The organism is Natronosalvus caseinilyticus (assembly GCF_017357105.1).
In the GTDB taxonomy this organism is placed as follows: Archaea; Halobacteriota; Halobacteria; order Halobacteriales; family Natrialbaceae; genus Natronosalvus; species Natronosalvus caseinilyticus.
Map to the genome: position 1 here is coordinate 3,221,557 of NZ_CP071596.1, position 23,378 is coordinate 3,244,934.

Annotated in this window: 26 protein-coding genes and 2 rRNA genes; 16 read left to right on the top strand and 12 right to left on the bottom strand. The window is 65.6% G+C overall.

The annotated features are described in order from the left end of the window. Nucleotides 1-4 precede the first annotated feature (4 nt). The 3 genes from rrf (J1N60_RS15515) (at nt 5) to J1N60_RS15525 (ending at nt 774) form a co-directional block, all read left to right on the top strand. A 5S ribosomal RNA gene (rrf, locus tag J1N60_RS15515) occupies nt 5-126 on the top strand. Between the two features lie 69 nt (nt 127-195). Then, a 5S ribosomal RNA gene (gene rrf, locus J1N60_RS15520) occupies nt 196-317 on the top strand. Between the two features lie 256 nt (nt 318-573). Continuing rightward, on the top strand, nt 574-774 hold the full coding sequence (locus tag J1N60_RS15525) for a dodecin (RefSeq protein ID WP_254157105.1): 201 nt from the start codon (nt 574-576) through the stop codon (nt 772-774). 5 nt (nt 775-779) lie between these two features. Here the strand turns inward: J1N60_RS15525 and J1N60_RS15530 are convergent, their stop codons facing one another. From J1N60_RS15530 to J1N60_RS15540, 3 genes are read right to left on the bottom strand one after another with little or no spacing between them, the layout of a single operon-like run. After that, nucleotides 780-1,148, bottom strand: coding sequence for a HesB/IscA family protein (locus tag J1N60_RS15530; protein WP_312908788.1), 369 nt, complete (start codon nt 1,146-1,148; stop codon nt 780-782). Between the two features lie 54 nt (nt 1,149-1,202). Continuing rightward, the gene (gene hisD, locus J1N60_RS15535) at nt 1,203-2,498 is read right to left on the bottom strand and encodes a histidinol dehydrogenase (protein ID WP_312908789.1); all 1,296 of its coding nucleotides are present in this window, start codon (nt 2,496-2,498) and stop codon (nt 1,203-1,205) included. Between the two features lie 50 nt (nt 2,499-2,548). Next, entirely contained in the window at nt 2,549-2,824 is a 276-nt protein-coding gene (locus J1N60_RS15540) for a hypothetical protein (protein ID WP_312908791.1), read from the bottom strand. Between the two features lie 229 nt (nt 2,825-3,053). Between J1N60_RS15540 and J1N60_RS15545 the strand changes: the two genes are divergently transcribed. Further along, nucleotides 3,054-4,070: a DHH family phosphoesterase gene (locus J1N60_RS15545; RefSeq protein ID WP_312908792.1), complete on the top strand. Its 1,017-nt coding sequence runs from the start codon at nt 3,054-3,056 to the stop codon at nt 4,068-4,070. A 5-nt stretch (nt 4,071-4,075) separates the two neighbouring features. Here J1N60_RS15545 and J1N60_RS15550 read toward each other — a convergent pair whose 3' ends face one another. Continuing rightward, nucleotides 4,076-4,534 carry an Hsp20/alpha crystallin family protein gene (locus J1N60_RS15550; RefSeq protein WP_312908793.1) on the bottom strand — a complete coding sequence of 153 codons (459 nt, stop codon included), beginning with the start codon at nt 4,532-4,534 and terminating at the stop codon, nt 4,076-4,078. 258 nt (nt 4,535-4,792) lie between these two features. On the opposite strand from J1N60_RS15550, the gene J1N60_RS15555 reads away from it, so the two are divergent. The 5 genes from J1N60_RS15555 (at nt 4,793) to J1N60_RS15575 (ending at nt 7,555) form a co-directional block, all read left to right on the top strand. After that, on the top strand, nt 4,793-5,485 hold the full coding sequence (locus tag J1N60_RS15555; RefSeq protein WP_312908794.1) for a type 1 glutamine amidotransferase domain-containing protein: 693 nt from the start codon (nt 4,793-4,795) through the stop codon (nt 5,483-5,485). A gap of 111 nt (nt 5,486-5,596) precedes the next feature. Further along, entirely contained in the window at nt 5,597-6,442 is an 846-nt protein-coding gene (locus J1N60_RS15560) for a succinylglutamate desuccinylase/aspartoacylase family protein (protein WP_312908795.1), read from the top strand. Continuing rightward, nucleotides 6,439-6,720 carry a hypothetical protein gene (locus J1N60_RS15565; RefSeq protein ID WP_312908797.1) on the top strand — a complete coding sequence of 94 codons (282 nt, stop codon included), beginning with the start codon at nt 6,439-6,441 and terminating at the stop codon, nt 6,718-6,720. The genes J1N60_RS15560 and J1N60_RS15565 overlap by 4 nt, the downstream gene beginning before the upstream one ends. An 84-nt stretch (nt 6,721-6,804) precedes the next feature. After that, nucleotides 6,805-7,038 carry a DUF1918 domain-containing protein gene (locus J1N60_RS15570; RefSeq protein ID WP_312908798.1) on the top strand — a complete coding sequence of 78 codons (234 nt, stop codon included), beginning with the start codon at nt 6,805-6,807 and terminating at the stop codon, nt 7,036-7,038. 70 nt (nt 7,039-7,108) lie between these two features. After that, entirely contained in the window at nt 7,109-7,555 is a 447-nt protein-coding gene (locus J1N60_RS15575) for an RNA-binding protein (protein WP_312908799.1), read from the top strand. A gap of 21 nt (nt 7,556-7,576) precedes the next feature. Here the strand turns inward: J1N60_RS15575 and J1N60_RS15580 are convergent, their stop codons facing one another. The 5 genes from J1N60_RS15580 to J1N60_RS15600 all read right to left on the bottom strand — a co-directional run bounded on the left by J1N60_RS15580 (nt 7,577) and on the right by J1N60_RS15600 (nt 11,603). After that, nucleotides 7,577-8,026, bottom strand: coding sequence for a universal stress protein (locus J1N60_RS15580; RefSeq protein WP_312908801.1), 450 nt, complete (start codon nt 8,024-8,026; stop codon nt 7,577-7,579). Nucleotides 8,027-8,091: 65 nt separating this feature from the next. After that, nucleotides 8,092-8,919 carry a hypothetical protein gene (locus J1N60_RS15585; RefSeq protein WP_312908802.1) on the bottom strand — a complete coding sequence of 276 codons (828 nt, stop codon included), beginning with the start codon at nt 8,917-8,919 and terminating at the stop codon, nt 8,092-8,094. Between the two features lie 241 nt (nt 8,920-9,160). Then, nucleotides 9,161-9,679 (bottom strand): aspartate carbamoyltransferase regulatory subunit, encoded by a 519-nt coding sequence (pyrI, locus tag J1N60_RS15590; protein WP_312908803.1) that lies wholly within the window; start codon nt 9,677-9,679, stop codon nt 9,161-9,163. Continuing rightward, entirely contained in the window at nt 9,676-10,596 is a 921-nt protein-coding gene (gene pyrB / locus J1N60_RS15595) for an aspartate carbamoyltransferase (RefSeq protein ID WP_312908804.1), read from the bottom strand. Before pyrB ends, pyrI begins: the two co-directional genes overlap by 4 nt. 155 nt (nt 10,597-10,751) lie before the next feature. After that, nucleotides 10,752-11,603: an eIF2B alpha/beta/delta subunit family protein gene (locus J1N60_RS15600; protein WP_312908805.1), complete on the bottom strand. Its 852-nt coding sequence runs from the start codon at nt 11,601-11,603 to the stop codon at nt 10,752-10,754. A gap of 112 nt (nt 11,604-11,715) precedes the next feature. Between J1N60_RS15600 and J1N60_RS15605 the strand changes: the two genes are divergently transcribed. The 6 genes from J1N60_RS15605 to J1N60_RS15630 all read left to right on the top strand — a co-directional run bounded on the left by J1N60_RS15605 (nt 11,716) and on the right by J1N60_RS15630 (nt 17,248). Next, complete coding sequence (locus tag J1N60_RS15605) at nt 11,716-12,063, top strand: DUF7969 family protein (RefSeq protein ID WP_312908806.1); 348 nt, start codon at nt 11,716-11,718, stop codon at nt 12,061-12,063. A gap of 93 nt (nt 12,064-12,156) precedes the next feature. Continuing rightward, on the top strand, nt 12,157-13,266 hold the full coding sequence (locus tag J1N60_RS15610) for an Mrp/NBP35 family ATP-binding protein (protein WP_312908807.1): 1,110 nt from the start codon (nt 12,157-12,159) through the stop codon (nt 13,264-13,266). 30 nt (nt 13,267-13,296) lie between these two features. Continuing rightward, nucleotides 13,297-13,518 (top strand): DUF7976 family protein, encoded by a 222-nt coding sequence (locus J1N60_RS15615; RefSeq protein WP_312908809.1) that lies wholly within the window; start codon nt 13,297-13,299, stop codon nt 13,516-13,518. Between the two features lie 85 nt (nt 13,519-13,603). Then, a complete protein-coding gene (locus J1N60_RS15620; RefSeq protein WP_312908810.1) occupies nt 13,604-14,257 on the top strand; it encodes a uracil-DNA glycosylase in 654 nt (217 codons plus the stop codon). Nucleotides 14,258-14,377: 120 nt separating this feature from the next. After that, complete coding sequence (locus J1N60_RS15625) at nt 14,378-14,656, top strand: UPF0058 family protein (protein WP_253436521.1); 279 nt, start codon at nt 14,378-14,380, stop codon at nt 14,654-14,656. Between the two features lie 84 nt (nt 14,657-14,740). Continuing rightward, entirely contained in the window at nt 14,741-17,248 is a 2,508-nt protein-coding gene (locus J1N60_RS15630) for a DUF7527 domain-containing protein (protein WP_312908811.1), read from the top strand. Between the two features lies 1 nt (nt 17,249). Here J1N60_RS15630 and J1N60_RS15635 read toward each other — a convergent pair whose 3' ends face one another. After that, entirely contained in the window at nt 17,250-17,555 is a 306-nt protein-coding gene (locus J1N60_RS15635) for a hypothetical protein (protein WP_254157134.1), read from the bottom strand. Nucleotides 17,556-17,826: 271 nt separating this feature from the next. Between J1N60_RS15635 and J1N60_RS15640 the strand changes: the two genes are divergently transcribed. Continuing rightward, nucleotides 17,827-19,209 (top strand): adenylosuccinate synthase, encoded by a 1,383-nt coding sequence (locus tag J1N60_RS15640; protein ID WP_312908813.1) that lies wholly within the window; start codon nt 17,827-17,829, stop codon nt 19,207-19,209. Between the two features lie 85 nt (nt 19,210-19,294). On the opposite strand, the gene J1N60_RS15645 is transcribed toward J1N60_RS15640, so the two are convergent. Together J1N60_RS15645 and J1N60_RS15650 are read right to left on the bottom strand one after the other, a co-directional pair. Next, nucleotides 19,295-21,514 (bottom strand): hypothetical protein, encoded by a 2,220-nt coding sequence (locus tag J1N60_RS15645; RefSeq protein WP_312908815.1) that lies wholly within the window; start codon nt 21,512-21,514, stop codon nt 19,295-19,297. Between the two features lie 145 nt (nt 21,515-21,659). Then, a complete protein-coding gene (locus tag J1N60_RS15650; RefSeq protein WP_312908817.1) occupies nt 21,660-23,330 on the bottom strand; it encodes a GAF domain-containing sensor histidine kinase in 1,671 nt (556 codons plus the stop codon). Nucleotides 23,331-23,378 lie beyond the last annotated feature (48 nt).

The window sequence follows — 23,378 nt, forward strand, 5'->3', positions numbered from 1 at the left end:
GCGTTACGGCGGCCAGAGCGGCGGGGCACCACCCGTACCCATCCCGAACACGGCAGTTAAGCCCGCCCGCGTTTCGGCCAGTACTGGCGTGGGAGACCCGCTGGGAACCCCGGCTCGCCGCCGACACCACTCATACAACATACACCATCCACCGATACTGGCGTCCTGCGGCGGTTCGATTCCGCCGATCGGCATTAGAGCGGCCAGAGCGGCGGGGCACCTCCCGTACCCATCCCGAACACGGCAGATAAGCCCGCCTGCGTTTCGGCCAGTACTGGCGTGAGAGATCCGCTGGGAACACCGACTCGCCGCTTTCACTCATATCGTTTTCATACCGTAGAGCGGCGGCACTCGTCGGGTCACCGCCAAACTCCCGTCCCTCGAGCGGACGCTTGGACGACCAGATCGGACACTCCAGGACGTCGAGGACTACAGCACTGACGCCGGATACAGACCTCGAGGGCTCATTTCGAGCCTAGAAGCGGGACCCGGCGGCGGGGTTCGTGCTCGTGGTCGTATTCGAACAGTGCTCAGCGTACGTTTAAGGCAACGACCGATGTAGGGGGCCGTGCAATGGTCTTCAAGAAGATCACCCTGATCGGAACGAGTACGGAGAGCTTCGACGCTGCGGCGGACGACGCCATCGACCGGGCGGAGTCGACGCTGAACAACGTCTACTGGGTCGAAGTCGACGAACTGGGCGTCGAAATCGCGTCCGTAGAGGAGCGACAGTACCAGGCGGAAGTGACGGTCGCGTTCGAACTCCAGGAGTAGCGCGGTCAGGTCCGGAAGGACTCGCCGCAGCCACACTCGCTGACGACGTTCGGGTTCTCGACGTGGAAGCCCTCGGCCTGGAGGCCGCTCTCGTAGTCGAGGACGCTGCCCTCGATGTACTTCAGGCTCGCGGGGTCGACGAAGACCCGCAGGTCGTGGTGGTTGTAGATCGCATCGTCGCCCTCCGGTTTTTCGTCGAATCGCATCCCGTAGGAGAGACCGGCGCAGCCACCTTGCTGGACGAACAGTCGGAGTCCGGCCTCCGTCGTATCGTAGTCTTCGGCCTCGAGTAACTCGAGGGCGCGCTCGGCGGCGGTCTCGGTCACCTCGATTCGTGGGTTGGCGGATCCACCGTCTGCGCTCTCCGTGCTCATAGTGCACTCAACGGCTGCCTCGGTGTTAACTGTGACGCTCGCCGAGGGAGGAATTCACTCGTCGTCCCGGTCGTCGAGACAGACGCGAACGCTCTCGGCGTGGGCCTCGAGGCCCTCCGCGTCGGCGAGGGTGGTGATGGCGGGAGCCAGTTCCGCCAGCCCGTCGCCGGAGAGCCGTTGCACCGTCGTGGCCCGGAGGAAGTGCTCCACTGAGAGGCCGCCCGTGACTTTCGCGCCGCCGTTCGTCGGAAGGACGTGGTTGGTGCCGCTGGCGTAGTCGCCCGCCGCGACGGGGGTGTTCGGGCCGAGGAAGACGCTCCCGGCGCTGTCGACGCGGTCCAGGATGGACTCGTCGTCGTCAGCGACGATCGCGAGGTGTTCGGGGGCGTACTCCTCGGTGAAGAGGATCGCCTCGCTCATCGAACGGGCGAGCAACACGGCGCTGGCGTCGTTCTCGAGCGCCTCCCGGACCGTCTCCTCGCGCTCCCGTTCGGGGAGCGATTCCTCGAGCGCGTCGACCACGGCCTCGGCAGTCGCTTCGTCGTCCGTGACGGCGACGACGGAGGCGTTCGGGTCGTGCTCGGCCTGGGCGAGGAGTTCGGCGGCGACGTAGTCGGGATCGGCAGTCTCGTCGGCGACGACGACGACCTCGCTCGGCCCCGCGAGGAAGTCGATCTCTACCTCGTCGCGAACCTCGGCTTTCGCGGCGGTCACCCAGCGGTTGCCGGGTCCGACGACCTTCTGGACCGAGGTGACGGACTCGGTCCCGTAGGCCAGGGCGGCGACGGCCTGGGCGCCGCCGACGCTGTAGACGGCGTCGGCCCCGGCGAGGTGGATCGCCGCGAGCGTGACCGGGTTGATCTCCTCGGCTGGCGGTGTCACCACGGAGACGTGCTCGACGCCCGCGACGACGGCGGGAACGACGCCCATGATCGCGCTCGAGGGGTACGCCGCTGTGCCGCCGGGGACGTAGACCCCGACGCGCTCGAGCGGCCGGAATCGTCGACCGAGTTCACGACCGTCGTCGAACTCGCGTCGCCAGTCCTCCGGCAGCTGAGCCTCGTGGAACTCGCGGACGTTCTCGATGGCAGTGTCGATGGCGTCGCGGACGTCGCTCGATAGGCCCTCGACGGCACGCTCGCACTGGTCGGTGATCTCGAGGTTGCCGACGTCGACGCCGTCGAACTCGCGGCAGTACTCCCGGACGGCGACGTCGCCTTCCTCGCGGACGCGCTCGACGATCTCGCGGGCGTCGTTCCGGGCGGCGTCGATTCCGGCGTCGCGCTGGAACAGGGCCGCCCGGGTCTCGAGGCCGAGGTCGGCGATTTCGGTGACAGAGAACGCGCTCATACGCTCGGGTTCGGGCGACCGGTGAAAAACGGTTGCGTTCGCGGCCGGGGTTACGCGCTCTCGTTCCCACCTGCATTCCCGTCCCCGCCCCCGCCCCCGTCCCCGTCTGCGCTTTCCTCGATCGGCGCGAGGCCGATCGCCGCGGCGGTCGCCCGGAGAAAGAGGAAGACGGCGAGCGCGAATCCGACGAGACCGATGGGGGCAGCGACTGTTTGAGCCGCTCGGAACGACGGGAGGACGATCCGACTGAATCCGAGCACGACGAAGCTCAGGACGACGAGTCCGAAGGCGAGCAGCGAGAGTCGAACGAAGTCGTGCTGGTCCATACTCGAGGTTCGTGGCGTCGTCGCTAAGTGGTATCGGAACGTGTGCGTGTGGCTTCCAGAGCGAGGCGATTCGTCGACCCTGGTCCGCTCGAACCACGACGGCCGGAAACCACGAGTGACACCGTGCCGCCGAGGAAACACCTCGATCGGCAACCGACAGTATTTGTTTCGATGACGACACATCGAATTCAGGAGCGACGTTGAAGCGTTTCCCTCTCCTACAGTGGGCATGACTCGTGCAGCGGATCTCGCGGACGTCCTCGCCAACTGTTCGTCGCTCGTGATCGTCTGTCACGACAATCCCGATCCGGACACGCTCGCGAGCGCGCTCGCACTCGAGGCGATCGCGACCGATCAGGACGTCACCGAGACGGCCATCGCCTACGGCGGCGAGATATCCCACCAGCAAAACCGGGCGTTCGTCAATCGCCTCGAGATCGACGTGGAACCGCTCGAGGACCTCGATATCGGCGAGTATGACTGTCTCGCGTTCGTCGACCACTCCATGCCAACGGCGAACACGGCACTCGACGCGCGGTTCGAACCGGACGTGATCGTCGACCACCACCCCGGCGAATCCGGCGACGCGACGTTCGTCGATGTCCGAACCGACTACGGGGCGACGGCGACGATCTTCGTCGAGTACCTCCACGAACTCGAGGTCCCGCTGACGACGCGACTGGCGTCCGCGTTGCTCTTCGCGCTCCACCGCGAGCGTCTGGACTTCGTCCGCGAGCCGACCCAGCGAGAGTACGAAGCAGCGCTGGCGGTGTACCCCGAGGCCGACCTCGAGACGCTCGAACAGCTGTACGGTAGCGCCTTCTCGCCGGCAACGATCGACGCGATCGGTCGGGCGATAACAACCCGCGAGCGTCGCGGATCGGCCGTTACCGCGAGCGTCGGTCGAACGGTCGAGACGGACGCGCTTCCCCAGGCAGCCGACTACCTCCTCAACATCGAGGGCGTCGACACGACGCTCACCTACGGCATCGTCGACGGGACGGTTCGACTGAGCGGGCGCTCGATCGATCCGCGGGTTAACATCGGCGACGTACTCGTGGACGCCTACGGCGAGTTCGGGTCGGTCGGCGGTCACCACGACATGGCTGGCGGCCGAATTGGGCTGGGACTGTTCGCCGACGAAGCCAGCGACGACGAGAGCGTGCTGGCGTTCGTCGGCACCCGGGTTCGACGACGATTTTTCGAGGCACTGAATCTCGATTCCGGGAACGGTTCCAAGGAGTGAATCGCTCAGTCGATGTCGATCCGCCTGGGTTCGTCCGCCGGCTGGCGTTTCGCGAGCGTAACAGTCAGGACGCCGTTGTTGAGCGTCGCGTCGACAGCGTCGGTCTCGACCGGGTCGGGAAGCGCCACCCGTCGGTTGAAGGAACTGGCTCGCCGTTCGTGTCTGATGATGCTCGCATCGTCGCGATCTCGCGTCTGGTCCCGAGTACCGCGTATCTGCAGGCTCTCGGCCGACACCTGGATCTCGAGGTCGTCCGCGTCGTAGCCGGGGACGTCGGCGCTGACGACGAACGCGTGGCCGTAGTCGGTGACGTCGACGTTCGGGTCGCGATCGTGGAGCGACCAGCCGAGGCCGCCTCTGGGGGTAAACTCGGGGTTCCACGAACTGGTCGCGGCCGTGAACTCGCGGCCGAGTCGCTCGAGGAACGCACCGAGATCGTCGAGTGGCTTGGGACGTCGTGACATGGTCGTCTCGAGTAACGCCGTCGGGGCCGAAAAGTCCTCTGCACGTCGGGGTGACCGTCAGAATAGTTGAGTGCACCGGGGTGGCGCGGCGTTGGGGTGCCGGGACGGGGAAGGGTCGGGACACCGGGTACTGGTGCAATGTGACATCGGGTGCTTTGGCGTCGGGCTACCGAGACATCGGGATACTGGAGCGCTCGAGGGCACCCCCTGCACACGACAGGGGAGGATACTCCCCCGTGGCACTCGTCCATTCGATCGATGACGGACGCAAACGCACTATTCGTCGTGAGCGAGTACGGCTACTGGGGCGAGGAGTGTATCGACCCGCTCGAGACGCTCGAGGACGCGGGCGTCGTGGTGACGATCGCGACGCCCTCTGGCGGGCCGCCGGAGATCGACGACCGCTCGATCGATCCCGAGACGGTCGGCGAGGAGACCGCCGAACGCGTCCAGGAGCGCCACGAGACGGACGAACGACTGAACGATCCGGAAGCAATCGCAGACGTCCACGCCGAGGACTTCGACGCAGTCGTCTTCCCGGGCGGGCACGGCACCGAGTGGGACGTCAACCAGGATCACCACGCTCGGGTCGCCCTGCGGACGATTCTGGAGGGCGAGGGAAAGGCCCTGGTCGTCTGCCACGCCGTCGGCATCCTCGCGTTCGCCCGCGACAGCCACGGCGCGTTCGTCGCCAACGGGAAACGGGTCACCGGGTTCCCAAACGCCTGGGAGGAAGACATCGTCGACGACCGGGACCTGCTCCCCGACGGCCGCAAGCTCCCCTACTGGGTCGAAGACGAGGTCGCCACCGCCGGCGCCGATTGGGACGCCGACGTTGAGGCCGACACGGACGTGATCGTCGACGGCGACCTGATCACGGGCCGTGGGCCGGAATCCTCCCGGGCCGCAGCCGAGACCTTGCTCGAGGAACTCGGTCAGAACGGTCAGTGAGAACGCGCTCGAGCGTTCACACCAGGGGAAGAGGTCGCCGAATCATATCCATTTTGACATTGGTCTCGCCGATGGAAACCCGCTTAAGGGAGCACGTTATCGGTTTGAACGATGAACCGACGGACGGTCCTGAGCGCCGGTGGGGCGCTCGCCGCTGGGATGGTCACGGTCGCGGCCGCCGCGAGTCAGACGTTTCGTACCGATTCGTTCGTTTCGGCGGCTCGAGCGTCGGCAACGGCGAATGGGGGCGAACGGGAGACGGAGCGCCTCCTCCCCGGAACAGAACACGAGACACCGCTGCACGCGATCGATGCGCCGGCGGACGGTCCCACAGTGATGGTGTTCGGCGGAATCCACGGCGACGAGTACAACGGCATCGACGTCGCCAACGAAATGGCCGACTGGAACCCCGATGCAGGGACGCTCGTCGTCGTCCCCGAGACGAACCGCGTCGCCGTCGAGAACGAGCAGCGAGAAGGCATCGACGGAGACCTCAACCGGATGTTTCCGCTGGATCGCGAACCGATAACTGACCTCGCTCGCGGCATCTGGGACGCCGTCGAACGCTACGACCCCGACATCGTGCTCGACCTGCATCGATCGCTCGGCATCTTCGGCCTCCACGACCGGTACGTCGGCCAGGCGATTTTCCACACGCCTGATGCCCACGGCGACAACCTCGCGACGTCTCTCAACGAGGACCTCGTTCCCTGGTACATGCCCGCCCATCGGTTCGTTGCTCGAGAGAGTACCCAACCGAGTCCGCTCCTGTTCAAGAAGGCAGCGCACGAACTGGGGTCGACCGCCTACCTCTTCGAGACGACCCGCTTCATGCTCGACCGGTCCACGAAAAACGCGTTTACGCGAGCGGCGGCGGCCCGCGTTCTCGCACTGCACGGCCTGCTCGAGATGGAAACGGACACAGACATGGACACGGACACGGAGGTGGCCCGATGACTATCACTCTCCGACGCGTCCTAGCCAGCCCGGCAACCGTCGGCACGTTTCTCTTCCTGGTCGTTCCGTTCGGCCTCGGCTGGCTCAAGACGGCCCTGTTCTCCCCGCTCGCGCTTCCCGGCTACATCATCTACTCGATTGGGTCGGCGATCGGCCACCGGCTCGCGCCACAGTTCGAGCTCTGGGTCTACTGGATCCCCTTCGTCGCCGGGTGCTACGGGATTTCGGTCGTCGTCGGAACGGTATACGAGTGGACGCGAGCCGTGTTCACCCGGTAACCCATCGGTCTTCCCGACTCGAACGGATTCGCCGAGGCTGGCAGGAATCACGCCCTTTTTACCCGACGACGGGGAAAAGCCGGTATGAGCTTCGACGAAGACGACCACGTCGTCTTGCACGACAAGCACAGCGAGTTCGACGGCGAAACTGGCACCATCACCCAGACGATGGAGTCGATGTTCGGCGACACGACCTACACGATCAGCTTCGAGGACGGCCAAGAGGCCGGCGTTCCGGAGGATTCCCTCGAAGCAGCCGAGGACGTCGACGAGGCCACCGTCGAGGACGAGGAAGACGACGAGGAAGACGACGCGTAATCGGTCTCGATCCCGCCCTCAGTAGCACGTCTCACCACCGCCCGTTCGACCCCGACTCGAGGACACGCCGATGCCACAGATTCCGCTTCACTACGTCGACCTGCGAACGTTCTGCTACGCCACCGAAGACGACAAGCGCGTCGAGGCGGCGCTGAGACGCTTCCTCCCCGAGGAGTTCGAGATTGACCGCGTCGAGAGCGAGGGCCACTACGGGGACCGTATCCTCGTGCTCTCAGCCCGCGTCGAGAACGCAGACGACGTTCGCCACGTGCTCTCCCAGTTGACCGACCTCGAGGCGTTCGACCGGCTGCTGGCGGAACTCGACGACCGCGTCACCGACAACTGCGAACTGTTTCTCCGCCTGGACAAGCAGGCCGCCTTCGGCGGGGACGTCCGACTCGGCGAGGGAATCACGTTCCGCGCGAAAGTCGAGGCCTACCCGGCGAAGAAGCCACAGGCCGTCGAAAACGCCGAGACGGTGCTCGAGGAGCTGGCGGCCGAATCCGGCGAGGAGTGACTGATAACGCGTCGTTACCGGTTACCGCCCGTCGCCCGAAACGTCTTCTGCCTGGCGAACCGTCAACACCGGCGCGTCGGAGAGTCGAACCACCTTCTCGGCCACGCTCCCGATCAGGTAGCGATCCAGCCCGGTCCGGCCGTGCGTCCCCATCACGATCATATCGATCCCCTGGCTTTCGGCGTACTCGAGAATCTTCGTGTGGGGACTGCCACGCTCGAGCGTGGTGATAACCGGCTCGACGCCGGCCCGGGCGGCCTCGCCGGAGACGTCCTCGAGGACCGAGTCGCCGACGGTCTCGAACTGCTCGACGATGGGGCCGGTCTCGACGTCGCCCGCGAAGACGGCCTTGTCGATCACGTAGAGGACGTGTAGCGCGGCGTCGTACTGGTTCGCGAGGTCGATCGCGTGCTCGAGGGCGCGACCCGTCGTCTCGCTGCCGTCGGTGGGGAGGAGGATTCGCTCGTACATCGGTGTGAGTCGTGTGTTCGATACCCACGGTCAAATAGTATGTGTCGGCGTTTGCCGCAGTCGCCTCAGGGGTCGCCGTGTGAGACACCCTCGCGCCGGTCGGCCTGGAGTCGCCGCACCGCGGCCCGCGCGTTGCCCGCTTCGTAGCCGAAGATGACGTCGGTGCCGTAGTGACCGGCCACCTCGGCGGCCCGACAGAGGTTCTCGAGGTCGATGTTCACCGCGTAGAGTTCGATACTGAACGGCGTCTCGAGCGCGCTCTCGAACCCTTTGGCGATCGTCTCGAGCCAGTACGTCGTCGTGTAGGCCATGTCGTAGAGCGGGACGACGAACTCGTCGACGTGGGGCTCGAGGGCCGCGAGGTCGAGCCCGGATCGCTCGTAGAGGTGTCCCGGGTAGGGGTCGGGATACAGCGTCAGGTATACTCGACCGGGGATGCGGTCGGCAGCGGCCTCGACGAACTCGGTGATCACATTCGCGCGCCACGCGAAGCGATCGTCGAACTCGCTCTCGGCAAAGCGTCGTTCGCACACCTCGCATCGGCAGTACTCTGCGCGCGGGAAGCCGACGTCATCGAGTCGAACGTCCCCGTTCGCGGCGACGCAGTCGTCGATAATCTCGAGGAGCCCCTCCCGGTACTCGGTTCGCGAAGGACAGATGTAGGCCCAGTCGAAGTAGGGCCGCTCTCGCGTGGCGGGACGACCCTCGTCGTCGACGGGGACGAGCGAGGGGTCGGCGTCGGCCGCCGCGTTGTCGCCGAAACAGGAGACCATGTTCACTGCGTCGGGGAGCGGTTCGGCGGACCGGCCGGTCACGTCCTTGACTTCGTAGAACGCCCGACCGAAGTCGTCCCACACGACCTCGTCGGGGTTTCGCGTCACGACGCCGTACATGGGCCGCGATAGGACGTCGAGACGGTAAGCGGTTCTGATTCGCTCGGTTCCTCTCTACTCGGTCGGCTCGTACTCGACGTCGACCTCGGACGTGGCGAAGACGACTTTCCAGAGAACGACGACGACGACCAGGACGAACAGGAATTCGATCGTACGCGACATGTACGCGTAGAGAATCAATCGCCTAACACTTAGCAATTCTGGATAGTCTCGGAAATAGAACGAGAAATCGGTTCGCCAGCTAGCGCGAGTCGATCAGGTCGGCGATTTCGTCGCGAACGATCGTTTCGCAGTACGAACAGCGAACCCCGTCCTCGAGGACGTCGAAGCGGGAGGTGACGGGTTCGTTCTCGGTCGTGATGCAGGTCGCGTTCGGGCAGGTCAGCACGCCTTCGACCTCCTCGGGTCGTTCGACGCGGTGTTTGCTCGTCACGTCGTACTCGCGGACGATGTTGATCGTCGCGTCGGGCGCGATCAACGAGAGCACGTCGACTTCCTCCTGGCTCAGTTCGCGGCCCTCGACTTTCACGATGTCCTTGCGGGCGAGTCGGTCGGAGGGGACGTTGATCCCGACAGAGACCTCCTCATCCTGGCTGCCGTCGATGCCGAGGATCGCGAGGACGTTCAGCGCCTGGCCGCCCCGCACGTGGTCGATGACGGTGCCGTTTCGGATCTTGCTGACGCGGAGTTCGTGGTCCTGATCGTGGTCGTGGTCGGGCTCGTGGCCGTGATCGTCGTCGTGACCGTGATTATCGCTCATCGAGACACACCTCCCTCGAGAAGGCGATCGAGCAGCGCCATCCGAACCGGCACCCCGTTGTGGGCCTGTTCGAAGTACGCCGCGTGATCGGTATCGTCGATCTCGGGCGCGATCTCGTCGACCCGCGGGAGCGGGTGCATCACGGTGAGGTCGTCGCTCGCGGCCTCGAGCGTCTCGAGATCGATCTGGTACTCGCCGGCGATTCGCTGGTACTCGTTTTCGTCCGGGAACCGCTCGCGCTGGATGCGGGTCACGTAGAGCACGTCCAGGGAGGCGAGGACCTCCTCGAGGCTCTCGTGTTCGCGCACGGACGCCCCCTCCTGGTGGAGGTCGTAGACGACTTCCCGCGGCAGTTGTAGGCTCTCCGGACTGACGAAGTGCTGGTGAGCGTCGAAGTTCGATAGCGCGTAGGCCAGCGAGTGGACCGTCCGTCCGTACTTCAGGTCGCCCATGATGCCGATCGAGAGGTCGTCGAGGCCGGCGTTTTCCCGGATCGTGTAGAGGTCGAGCAGTGTCTGGGTCGGGTGGTGGCCCGCTCCGTCGCCGGCGTTGATCAGCGGGACGTCGACGAACTCGCTCGCCATCTTCGCAGAGCCCTGACTCGGGTGGCGAACGACGATAGCGTCGGCGTACCCCTCGATGACGCGGACTGTGTCGGCGAGCGTCTCCCCCTTCTTGACGCTCGAGGATTCGACGGATCCCATGTCGACGACGTCCCCGCCGAGGCGTTTCATGGCCGTCTCGAAGCTCATCTTCGTCCGGGTGCTCGGTTCGAAAAAGAGCAGGCCGAGGATCGTCCCCTCGTGTTTTCCGGCGACGGCGTCCGGATCGGCGTCGATCTCGGCGGCCCGGTCGAGGACGGCCTCGATGTCCTCTCGCGTGAGGTGTTTGCTCGTGATGAGGTGATCGTGGCGCATCTCGTGTCTACTCGAGATGGGACGCGCGGGCCTCTTGAATCTCCCCATCCCTGTTCGCCGTTTATTTCTCCGACCCCGGTCGCCAATTGTTCGTTCTGCCTCTGGTCCTGGCCCCTGCTCCGACCTCGTTTGTCCCCCTCCCCGCCTTCCCGTCTTCAGAACGTCTTCTTCCCTTCGTCCGTGATCACGCTCTCGAGGAGGGCGACAGGAGTCGCGTCGTAGGCCGGGTTCTCGATCGAGAATCCCTCCGTCGGCTCGGCCATGACCTCGACAGGCGTCCGGTACTCGTTCTCGAAGGCGAAGCCCTCGGAGACGATCTTCGCGGCGGAGCCGAGCACCGTGACCGGAACCTCGAGTTGGGCCGCCGTCGACGCAATCGGAAAGGTGCCCACGCGGTTGTAGAGAAAGTCGTCGACGATGCAGTCCATGCCGATGAGCACGCGCGTACACTCGGGCAGGTAGTGGCCGTGGGCGCTATCGGTGATCAGGGTCACGTCGAGGCCCGGTAGCGTCGCCAGTTGCCGGGCCGTCTTGCGACCGATGTAGCGCGGCCGGGCCTCGGTGACGTAGACGTCGAAGCTCATCCCGCGCTCGGTGGCCAGCTCGAGGGCCTCGATGACAGTCGAGGAGAAGTCGTGGGTCAGGATCGTCTCGCCGTCCGAAAGGTACTCGAGGGCGTTCTCGGCGGCTCGCGTCTTCCCGGATTCGACGCGGGCGACAACGTCCTCGATTGCCGTTTCGGTGAACGTCTTGGCCTCCGAGACGGTGTCCGGGTCGGCGTCCTCGACCTGGTGGACGACCTCCCGGACCGCGTTCTGGAGCGAGGCGTGGGAGGGGTTTGCCCGACGGAGGGCCGTCGCGTTTCGGTCGAGGTCGCGGACGTACTCCTCGACGGTCGCGAAATCCCGCTCGAGGAGGTCCGTCAGCGCGCGCGTCGCCTTTATCGCTACCACCGAGGAACTGTGCGTCTGCATTTCCTTGATCTCCTCGGCCGTCTCGTCGATCATACTCGAGCAGACTGCGGTCAGCACAAAAGGTGTTCCGGGTGGTTGGTTCTGCCGTCGATGCCGGCCGAAATCGAGTGCACGGCTTTTGGCTCGCCGCGGCGTGGAACCTGGTATGACTGGCGCCGACACGGACACCGTCACCGTTCGCTACACCTGCCCGCACTGTGACGCCGTCGTGAGCCTCGAGCGCGCCCCCGACCTCGCGGATCGGTCCGTGACGACCGTCCGCCAGCCCGGCTGGGAGTACGCGACGCGAACCGACCCGCTCGAGGTTCGCGAGGCGGCGGACGGCATCGCCTTTCGCTGCGGCGAGGACGGACCGGTGACCGACCGCGACGGGAACGTGATCGAGGGCTGTGGCCGCCCCTACTTCCTCAACTTCGTTCGATTCGAACACGGCGTCGAACTCGAGCCGGAGCCGCCCACCTACGGCGGCCCGCGGTTCGACTTCCGAACGTGAGACGGCAGCCTCGAGCGGGGCGACGAGCGCTCGAGGCCGGCGCCCGCTGAAGACAACACAACGCTTTTCGAGCGCCAGCGGCCACCAGTAGGTATGGACGAAGCCGCCGTCCGAGACCGTCTGCGAACGGTCGAGGACCCGGAACTGGGGGACGACATCGTCACGCTCGGCCTCGTGAACGACGTGACCGTGAGCGAGGACGGCGAGGTCGCCGTCGACCTCGCCCTCGGGGCGCCGTACTCGCCGACCGAAACCGCTATCGCCGGCGCCGTCCGGGACGCCCTCGCCGAGGACGGGATCGACCCGGAGCTCTCCGCGAGCATTCCCGACCGCGACGACTCGAGCGGCGACGCGGTGCTCCCGAACGTCAAGAACGTGATCGCCGTCGCCTCCGGGAAGGGCGGCGTCGGGAAGTCGACCGTCGCGGTCAACCTCGCGGCGGGGCTCGCCCGGCAGGGCGCCCGCGTCGGCCTGTTCGACGCCGACGTCTACGGGCCGAACGTCCCCCGCATGGTCGACGCCGACGAGCCGCCGATGGCGACCGAGGACGAGACGCTCGTCCCGCCGGAGAAGTACGGCGTGAAGCTGATGAGTATGGCCTTCCTCGTCGGCGAGGACGACCCCGTCATCTGGCGGGGCCCGATGGTCCACAAGGTGATCACCCAGCTCACCGAGGACGTCGAGTGGGGCCACCTCGACTACCTGGTGATCGACCTCCCGCCGGGAACGGGCGACACCCAGCTGACGATGCTCCAGACCATCCCGGTGACGGGGTCGGTGATCGTGACGACCCCCCAGGACGTTGCCCTCGACGACGCCCGAAAGGGGCTCCAGATGTTCGCCCGCCACGACACCGTCGTCCTGGGCATCGCGGAAAACATGGCCACGTTCGTCTGCCCCGACTGCGGCGGCGAACACGACATCTTCGGAGCCGGCGGTGGGTCGGCGTTTGCCGAGACGCACGGCCTGCCCTTCCTCGGCTCGATCCCGCTCGACCCACGCGTTCGAGAGGGCGGCGACGAGGGCCAGCCGACCGTCCTCGACGAGGCGAGCGAGACCGGCAAGGCCTTCCGCGAGTTGACCGCGTCGGTCGCGAACAACACCGGCATCGTCCACCGGCGAGCCGTCTCCGAGTCGGTTGCCGAGCGAACGCCGCCGGTCGACGCGGGCGAAGGCGCGGGTACGGGCGAGAGCGAGCGCTGAGCCGATCATGAGCGAGTACACTGAGAGACCATGAGCGACGACGAGTTCGAGCCCGATTCCGAACGGGTTGCCCTGCTCCGAGAAATCGCCGACGACGTCCGCGGCGACTCGAGCGAGAGCAAGCAACTGGCGAACATCCTCTACCGAACGAGCGACCTCTACGACGAGGCCGAGGACACCTCGCCCGAGGAGATCGTCCGGAACGTCAAGTTCATCCTCGAGGTCACAGAACGCGGCGGTCTCGGGCGCTGACGTCCGGCTCTGGGGGCCTCGAGCGTCGAGGGCCATCGGAGGTCGGAGCGCGTCGTTTTTGTAGCCGCCGGCCCCAGGGACGACCGTGGACGCGAACCAGCAGTCGACGGCGAACCCGTTCGGCATGGACGAGGCCTGCGAAAACTGCCCTGAACTCTGTGCGCCGCGCACGCAGGTCGTCCACGGCTACGGCGACGTGGGAGCCGACTTCCTGTTCGTCGGCGAGCGACCGAGCGCGCGCGCCGACGCGGTCGGGATTCCGTTCCTCGAATTGGGCCCCAAAGACGAACCCGGGGAGGGGATGGGAGGACTGTACCGAATCCTCCAGCGACTCGGCCTCTGCGCGAGCGCGAGCGACCCCGAGGAACCCGAACTCGCCAACGTCTACCTCACCCTGCTGACTCGCTGTCGGGACCCCGAGCGCCCGCCGACGGACGAGGAGATTATCACTTGCGAACCGTACCTCAACGCCGAAATTCGCATGATAAATCCCGAGATCATCGTCCCCGTGGGCCAGCGCGCGCTCACCGAAATCGGCACCGAGTACACGACGACGGCCGCGGACGACCTCGAGATCGAGACCCACCACGCGACGACGATCCGAGGTCGCGGCTTCGAACTCGTGCCCATGCTCGAGCCCGCGTCCCAGACCCAGGCCCAGACCCAGGCCTGGCTCGAGCACTTCGTCGACCTGATGGCGTCCGATTATCGACAGACGAAGGGGCGACAGGGGCGCTGACGGGGGCCGCGGGGAGGACCAAGCGGAGGCCGCGGACGCCGGAACTGTCGGGACTGATCGCCCGAATTTGGCACGCTGAGCCACACAACGCTTAAATCGGAACCGTTCATAGTCGCGAGTATGCACAAGGACGAACTGCTCGAGCTCCACGACGAACTCGTCGTCATCATGGAGTACTTCTCCGAGCGAGAGCACGTCGACGAGAGCCTCTTCGACGCCTATCACCAACTCGACGTCGACCCCGACGACGTCCACAAGTCGAAGAGCGAGCACAAACACGCCGTCTTCGTCCTCGGTAATGCGCTCGCGAACGCGATGAGCGAGGACGAGTTCTCGAGCGCGGGCCGGATCGGCAAACGCATGAAGGAACTGGCCGACGACGCCGAGTCGAAGATCTAGCTGGGACTCGAGGCCGACGATCGTTTTCGGGTTCGCCACCGAACCAGGCGAAACGTATTTACACCGGTCCTCGCTTGTTGAAACATGGATCCGCGCACGCAAGAGCGCGTCGAGCGATGGGACTCCCGTCCGTTTTCCGGCGGCTACGACGGTCTCTCTTCACTCGCCGACGAGGAGTTCTCCGGTGCCGTGACGTCCGGTGGTGCCTGGGCGTTCATGCTCAACGGACGCATCGTCGGCGTCGTCGACGGCGCTCTCGAGCAGTTCGACGGAGCGAGTGGGACGACGTACGTCGCACCCCACCCCTCGCTCCCGTTGCTGTGTACGATGGACGAACAGGGCGGCGAAACCAGGGCGAAGTACTACACGAACGACACGCCACTGAGCGAGGTCGACCAGACGCTCCAGGAGGGGTCGTTCACCGGCTACGTCGAACTGAGTGAGCAGGTACTCAGCGGCGACTACTACCTCGTGTACTACGGCGGTCGCCGGATGGCCGCGGCTTACATCGGGAACGCACAGCGACTCCTGACCGGCGACGAAGCGTTCGAGCGTGCCGACGACGAGGTCGGTATCTACGAGGTCGTCGACGTCGACGTCGACATCCGTGACGTCCCGGGGTCGGCACCGACACCGGAGCCGACGTCCGGGGGCTCGACGGCATCGGCGGCCGGGTCCGGCGCTGCGAGCGGGATAGCCGATGCGTCCAGTCCGTCGACCGACGGCGAGCGCGACGGCCAATCGCAGTCAGAACCGGTCTCCGATGAAACGAGCGATACCGCCGGTGGGATCACGACGACTGCGACAGCCGAACCGGACTCGGAGACAGTAGAGACGACCGGCATCACGGAACCGGCGACCGAAGCCGACGCTCGAGCGGACGCCGAGTCGGCCGATGACGGGTCGACTACCGACGCGCAGCCGATGCCTCCAGCGGATGGTGAGAGCCGATCAGACGCGGGTAGTGAGCCCAGTCGCGACCACTCCGACGCGCCCGATACGTCGACCGGCGACGGGCCGGACGCGGAGACGCCCGTGGAGGATGCCGAACCGATGCCGCCGGCCTCGGGCGAGTCGCCCGATCCCGAGGAGGTTGAGGCAGCCGCGGAGGAACTCGGCGCCGACGGCGTTCCCTGGGAGGGTGTCGACGAAGACGACGAAGACGACAGGGGGGCCGAGGCCCGCGAAGACCGTGAAGCCCCCGAGGTTCAGGACGGCGACGAACGAGAGACGGCCGACCGAGCACCCGACACCGACAACGAGCCGTCGGAGACCGATCCGCTCGACGAACGCTTCAAACAGGAGGAGCAATGGCGGGAAACCCGGAACATCCCCTCGATCGACCCGGAGAAGACCTCGCGTCCCGACCGGTCCGACGACGGGTCGAAATCGCGATCGAGCACCGAGGGTCGGCGCCGAACGACGGGCGGTCGGTCGCGCCAGTCCGGATCGTCGACCGCCTCGTCAGCAGCCAGTGGGGCCTCGTCGACCCAGGCGTCGAACTCGAGTAAGGACCAATCGAAGCAACAGCAGGACGGAACCCCCAGCGGACCGGGACAGGGTCGTACTCAGTCCAACGCCAGCAGCGCGAGAAACGTCCCCCGGGAGGCCCTCGAGGAGGACATGCTCGAGCGCGAGGACAAGATCGACCGACTCACCCAGCGCGTCGACGAACTCGAGCGAGAGAAGGGGACGCTCAAGGAGCGCCAGCAGGAACTCGCGACCGAGCGCGACCGGTACCGGGAGCGCGCCGAGGAACTCTCGGCGACCGTCGACCGATTGCAACAGCGCATCGAGACGCTCGAGACCGAACTCGAGCGGGTTCGAGCGGCCGACGCCGCTGGCGTCCCCGTCGACGGGACCAGCCTCTCGCCCCAGGAGGCGCTCTCCAGGACCAACCTGTTCGTCCGGTACGCCTCGAAGAGCCAGCCCACGTTAGCGACGGCTCACGAAGATAACGTGAGTCGTGAGGACGTCGCGGAGAACCTCCGTCTCGAACACCACACGCAGTTCGACGCGAGCGAGGTCGTCGTCGACGGCCAGTCCTACGAGGCGTTCCTCGGGTCGCGGATCGAGTACCAGTTCGTCGAGTGGCTCGTCGCGACCCTGCCGTTCGAGATCCGCGATACCGGCCACGCGGACGGCCTCGGTGAGCTCTACGACGCCCTCCCCCGCATCGATCGAGCCGAACTCGACGCCTCGATATCCCTCGACGGGGACGACACCGAGGGCGTTCCCGACGAAGTCGCATTCGACGTCGTCGCTTTCGACAAGATGGGGAACCCGTTGCTCGCGGCCAACCTCGACGGATCGCGCGATCCCGCCAGTCAGACGGATCTCGAGACGCTGGAGGAGTCCGTCTCGGCGGTCAAAGCCAACCACGGCGAACTCGCCGCGGCGTTTTTCGTCACCTCGAGTTTCTTCGAACCGGGCGCCCTCGAGGTGACCGAGCAGGCGACCGGCGGCGGCGGCTTCCTCACGCGAGACTCACGGCTGAGTTACGTGTCGCTGTCGCGAAAACAGGGTGGATATCACCTGTGTCTCGTGGAGTCGCGTTCGGGCGGCTTCCACATGAACGTCCCAGAACTCTAGGCTAGCCTTCGACTTCGGCGACGTCTTCGATCTTCATGCCCTCGAGTTTGTCCACGATCTCGTCGAGTTTGCCGTCGAGTTCGTCGACGAACTCGACCGTCCGCTCGGTCTTGATCGCACCCTGGCTGGAGGGCTCGATGAGGTTCTCTTCCTCGAGGACGCGCAGGGAGTACCGAACCTTGTGGTGGGGGTACCCGGTTTCGTTGGACATCTTGACGATCCCGATCGGTTCGTTCTCGATGACCATCTTCAGGACCTGCAGATGTCGTTCCAGCATATCGACTTCCTTCTCAAGTCGGTCTATCATGGCATTTGTTAACTTGTCTTTGCACCTTTTAAAGATTGCCCTCGAGTCGCGGCAAAATGAACCGTCACCTGACACTCTGTCGTGACAGGAGTTAACGTTTCGGGTTCAGATATTGGGGCAGAGGGCGACGAATGCTCGAAAAGATATTCACGACTACCCAGATTTTCTCTTCGAAAAGGAGTCCCCTATACACGAACGTGGATCGAATGTCGCCTCTCGCGCCCCACAGACCGTAACCGGTTTATCGGCCGGGCAAGAATCCGGCGCCTGTATGACTGTCACAATCGTCGGGTCGCAACTCGGCGACGAGGGCAAAGGCGGCGTCGTCGACCTCTACGGCGACGCTGCTGACGTCGTCGCTCGCTACCAGGGTGGCGACAATGCCGGCCACACCGTCGTTCACGGCGGCGAAACGTACAAACTCTCGCTGGTGCCATCCGGCGCCGTGCGCGGCAAGACCGGCGTCCTCGGCAACGGCTGCGTCGTCAACCCCGAGACGCTGTTCGACGAACTCGATCAACTCCGTGAACGGGGCCTCGAACCCGACGTTCGCGTCGCCGAGCGCGCGCACGTGATACTCCCGTATCACCGCGTGCTCGACGGCATCGAGGAGGAAGAAAAGGCCGACCTCGCCGCGGGAACGACCAAGCGCGGCATCGGCCCCACCTACGAGGACAAAGCGGGCCGCCGCGGCGTTCGCATCGGCGACCTCCTCGACCCCGAGGTCCTGCGCGACCGCCTCGAGTACGTCGTCCCCCAGAAGCGCGCGCTCGCCGAGGACGTCTTCGGCGTGACGCTCGAGGGCGAGACGGCGGACGCCTTCGACGTCGGCCACCTCTTCGAGACCTACCGCGCCTACGGCGAGCGCCTCGAGGACGAGGATATGACCGTCGACTGCGGCACCTTCCTCCAGGAGCGCGTCGACGCGGGCGAGAACGTCCTGCTCGAGGGCGCTCAGGGGACGTCGATCGACATCGACCACGGAGTCTACCCCTACGTCACGTCGTCGAACCCGACTGCCGGGGGCGCGACCGTCGGCACCGGCCTGGGACCGACCGTCGTCGGCCAGGGCGAGGTCATCGGCATCGTGAAGGCCTACCTCTCCCGGGTGGGCACCGGCCCGCTGCCGACCGAACTCGGCGGCGTCGAGGGGCAGACTCCCGGCTACGAGGCTGATGCGGCCGACGAGAACGAAGACGAAGAAGAACTCGCGACCTACATCCGCGACGAGGGCGGCGAGTACGGTACCGTCACCGGGCGCCCCCGCCGCGTCGGATGGCTCGACATCCCCATGTTGCGCCACGCCGCCCGCGCAAACGGCTTCACCGGCCTCGCGGTCAACCACATCGACGTCCTCGCCGGACTCGAGGAGGTCGAGGTCGGCCACAGCTACGAGTTCGACGGCGAGGAAATCTTCACCGTCCCACCGACGACCGAGCAGTGGGCCCGCTGTGAAGCCACCTACCGTACTTTCGAGGGCTGGCCGGACGTCGACTGGGCGGCCGTCGCCGAGGAGGGCTACGAGGCCATCCCCGAGAACGCGCGGACGTACCTCGAGTACCTCTCGACGGAACTCGACGCGCCGCTTTACGCCATCGGGGTCGGTCCAGGACGCGAACAGACGGTCGTCCTCGAGTCGCCTTACGACGAGTAGCGCTCCAGGCCGCCCGTTCGACGAACCGAGCCGTTTTCTGGCGCGTTCTCGAGCACGTCAGGATCCGTTTCGTCACGGACCCGGCTCACGCGATCGGATAGGCGAGCAGTAGCTGTTCTTCCGGCCAGTAAAACCGACCGTCGTAGTAGATCGGGGCTTCGGATTCCGCGAGGAAGTCGGTCACCGATTCGGGATCGACGTCGAACGAGAGTGGATTCGGTTGCAGGCGCTTTTCGTCGTCCCAGTTGGGGACCGCGTATCCGCCGACCGGATCGATCGGGAACGGAACGGCCGTTACCCGGAGGTCGTCCGGCTCTCCTCGAGTGTCTCCGTCACCGGCTGTGCACTCGTCACCGTCCCCAGTACTGGCTCGACGGTCGCCAGCAGTTAGCACGTAAATCAGGGTCGGCCACCAGCTAGCGACGAACCGGCAGCTGCCGTCGCCGACGACGGCTCGCGACCGAGGCTGGGACTGGGATTGGATGGTGTCGGTTCTGGCCGCACACAGCGTCGCCGTGGCCAGACTGTGACCGTACAGGAGCAGTTCGCCGACGGTCGTGTCGCTCGAGTGATCGCCATTCTCGTCGTTATCGCTACTCACTCCAGGGGCTTTGGCGACCCCGGCGACGCTCCCGCGCTCGACGAGGTCGAGGGCGAGCGATCGAGGACCGTCAATCTGAAACAACTGGACGTCGTTCTCCGCCAGCGACGCTGGCTCGAGGACGCCATCACGACAGCGAATGCCGGCCTCGGAGCAGTCGCCAATGACGTGGAGGAAGTCCACCCCCGTCTCGAAGACGTCGGCGAGTTCCTCGCGAGAGGGCGTCTCGAGCGCGGTCACGGTCGGTGAGAGCACGTCGTCTCGTCGTCGGTAGCGATCGACGATTGCTGATCGTTCTGCGTCCGTGGTTTCGTCCGTGAACGCGACGACGACCGCTCGCCGTCGGTGGTCGCGTCCGAGATACTCGAGGCGATTGCGGTAGGCGACGGGCGTCGCCGTGAACGCGGCGTCGGTTAGGTCCGAGGCGGTCTGACCCGACCACAGGCGACCTCGCAGCCGAGTAATCGCCTCGAATCGCCGTTTGTTGCTCGAGGGAGAACCGGCTTCCGTCACCTCCACCGCATCCGCCTCCGCTTCCTTCGGAAGCTCGATCGCCGCCATATCGTACAACAGATGGGGAAGTTGAGCGACCGATTCCGGCGACGGATCGACCGTCATCCGGAACGGCCAGGAGGGAAGCGCCTCCTCGAGCGGCGACCCTGGAAACGAGAGATAGGCCTCGAGACGCTCCGCGAGCGGTGCCTCGACGCACGGCTCGAGGTCGATTCCGGCCGACTCGAGGAGACCGTGCGCCCGAACGGTCCACTCCGAATCGTCGTACCACGTGGCGAGCATATCGAGGAAGAAGACGCGCTCCAACAGCGCTGCCGCCTGCCCTTCGAACGCCGGAAGCGGGTCGAACTCGTGGTGGACGTCGACAGCAGGCGCACGCAGGATCGGTGCCGAGTCGTCCTGGACGCGGACGCGAGCCCCCAGATAGTACGCCAGTGGAGCCGCCGGCAAGAGCGCCGACAGCGAGTCCGGGATCAGGAGTTCGATGCCGGTGTCGGGTGTCGCCGCCTCGACGGCCGCCGGTACGACCGTCTCCGACCCGAGGCGAATCGTCGGCGGATAGCCCCGGTTGTTCCGGTGGACTCGGTCGACCGATGTCTTCGTAATGGCGGCGCCGAGGTGCGACACGGCCGTTGCAAACCCTTCCGTCGTGGGTTCGACGGTCAACTCGTGGCGCGGGTAGTCGACGTACGTCTTGAAACCGAAGGTGACCGTCGTGGGATGAGGAAACGAGATCGTAAGTCCGGATTCCGGCCGGTATCTGATCGTTCCGGCACCGTCGAACCAGAGGTGGACGTTGATGGTCGATTCGACCGAACACCGGTACTGTCCCTCGGGTAACGAGTATCGGACCGGTCGGTCGGTGCCGACGTCGTCGCGGGCAGTGGCCGTCGTTTGTCCGTTCCGTTCGACCTGAAACGAGCCGTCGGACCGAATTACTTTGAGGAAGTTCTGCAGGTCGTACCTGATCTCCGTGACTCGAGCCGTAATCGTCGCGTCGACCTGCTCGCCGACGTCGCAGTCGTCCACGAACGGGTCCCACCCGGTCAGTCCAAACGAGAGTTCGTTCCCCGCGATGTCGGTTACGTCGAGGGACGAACTGGCGGTATGGAACGTGACGTCGACGAGGTCGAGGTCCGGACCGGGGCCAGGGCTGGGGCTGGGGCTAGCGCCGGGGCCAGCACCGTTCACGCCACCACCCCCGATATCAACACGGCGGCCTCTCGATGGGCTCGAGTGACTCGAGTAGGTTGGGCGAGTCGAATGAATTGGACGGATCGGGCGGATCGGGCAACTCGAGCGAATCGGCCGAATCGAACGACTCGAGTGAACCGGATCACTGCTCATCACCGTTCGATTCCGGAACTGCCGACGAATCGGGCGTTCCAACCGCGGATTCGTGGATGAGATAGACGCTCGTGAACTCGAATCGCGCCCCACCAGCCGATCCGTCGGTACACTCGACGCTCCAGCCGTGTTCGTCCGCGATTCGATCGACGATCGCGAGACCGAGTCCGGTCCCTCCGGAGTCCGAACTGTAGCCGGATTCGAACACCGCCTCCCGTTCAGACGGGGGGATTCCGGGGCCGTCGTCCTCGACCGCGAACCCGTCGTCGCACGTGCCGACCCGGACGCAGACCGCCGCTTCGCCTCGAGTTCCTGGCGAATCGCCGCCAGGGTCGGATTCGGATCCGGTTTGGCCCGAAGCGGTGCCGTGCTCCACGACGTCGGCACCACGAGATCCACGGCGATCGCGTGCCGAACCGTGTTCCACCGAATTTCGGAACAGGTTCTCGAACAACTGGAGCAAGCGCGTCGGGTCCGAATCGATCCAGACACCGCCGTCGTCCAGTTCGAGACGGGCGTCTCGCGTGTCGACGTGTTCCCAGGCTTGCTCGGCGACGACGGACAGTCTGACCAGCTCGAGGCTTCCCGTCGCGTCACCCGTGCGAGCGACCGCCAGCACGTCGTCGATGAGCTGTTCCATTCGGTCGTGAGCCTGCTGGATTGCGGCGACAGCATCGTGGTCTTCGCCGAGTTCGTCCCGGACGAATCCCAGATAGCCGTTCGCGACCGTGAGGGGATTTCGGAGGTCGTGGCTGACGATGCTCGCGAACTGATCGAGGCGCTCGTTCTGTCGCTCGAGTTCGCGCTCCCGGACTTTCAGCTCGGTGAGGTCGGTGTAGATCCGGTATCCTCGGGTCGTTTCGTCGTCCGTTGCAATCGGGACCGTTCGGCGCAAGAACGGTCGTGGTCCGGATGGCGTGTTTCTGACGACTTCGGTTTCGGTTTCGCCGTCGGGTGCGTGTTCGATCAGCGGCGTTCGAGTGGATTCGTCGCCTCCGTCGTCGGGTACCTCGAGTACGTCCGCAATCGTTTCGCCGACGATCGATTCGGCGTCACGCCCGAAGACGCGAACGAACGCGGAATTGACGCGCTCGATCCGGTAGCGCTCGCCTTCGATTCGGTACTGGACAGCCGCGTCGGACACGTTCTCGAACAGCGCGGCGAATCGATCCCGTTCGGCCTCCAGTGCTGCCTCGTGCTCGACGCTGGTTCGAGCGTTGACCACGATTGCGACGAGCGTCTCGCCGATTCGTCGGTCGAGGTCGGAATACGCGCCTGGTTCCGACGAGAACGCCTGGAATACGCCATCGTCGGCGATGGGGACGGAGAGGACGGAGCGAAAGGAGTTGCACGTCGGAGCGGCGTCGGGGTCGTCTCGGAGGTCGTCGACCACGATGGTGGACCCGGTTGCGAGCGTCCGACCGGCGATGCCGGCGTCCGCCGAGAGCGCCTGGCCGGGAATCAGGTGGTTCGCGTACACTGCCCGGGGGAACAAGCGCCCGTCTCGCTCTGTGGAGATGCTCGCGGCCTCGAACGACAGCGCGTCCGCCGCCGCGATCAGCGCGTGCTCGTAGACGGATTCGACGGATGTACACGCATCGAGTGTCGTCGCAATATCGCCCAGTCGCCCGATGGATTCGACGGTCTTCGAAGCAACCATAGTCGAGAGGAGAGAGACCAGCGTTCGACGCCGTCGTCTCGTTTTATT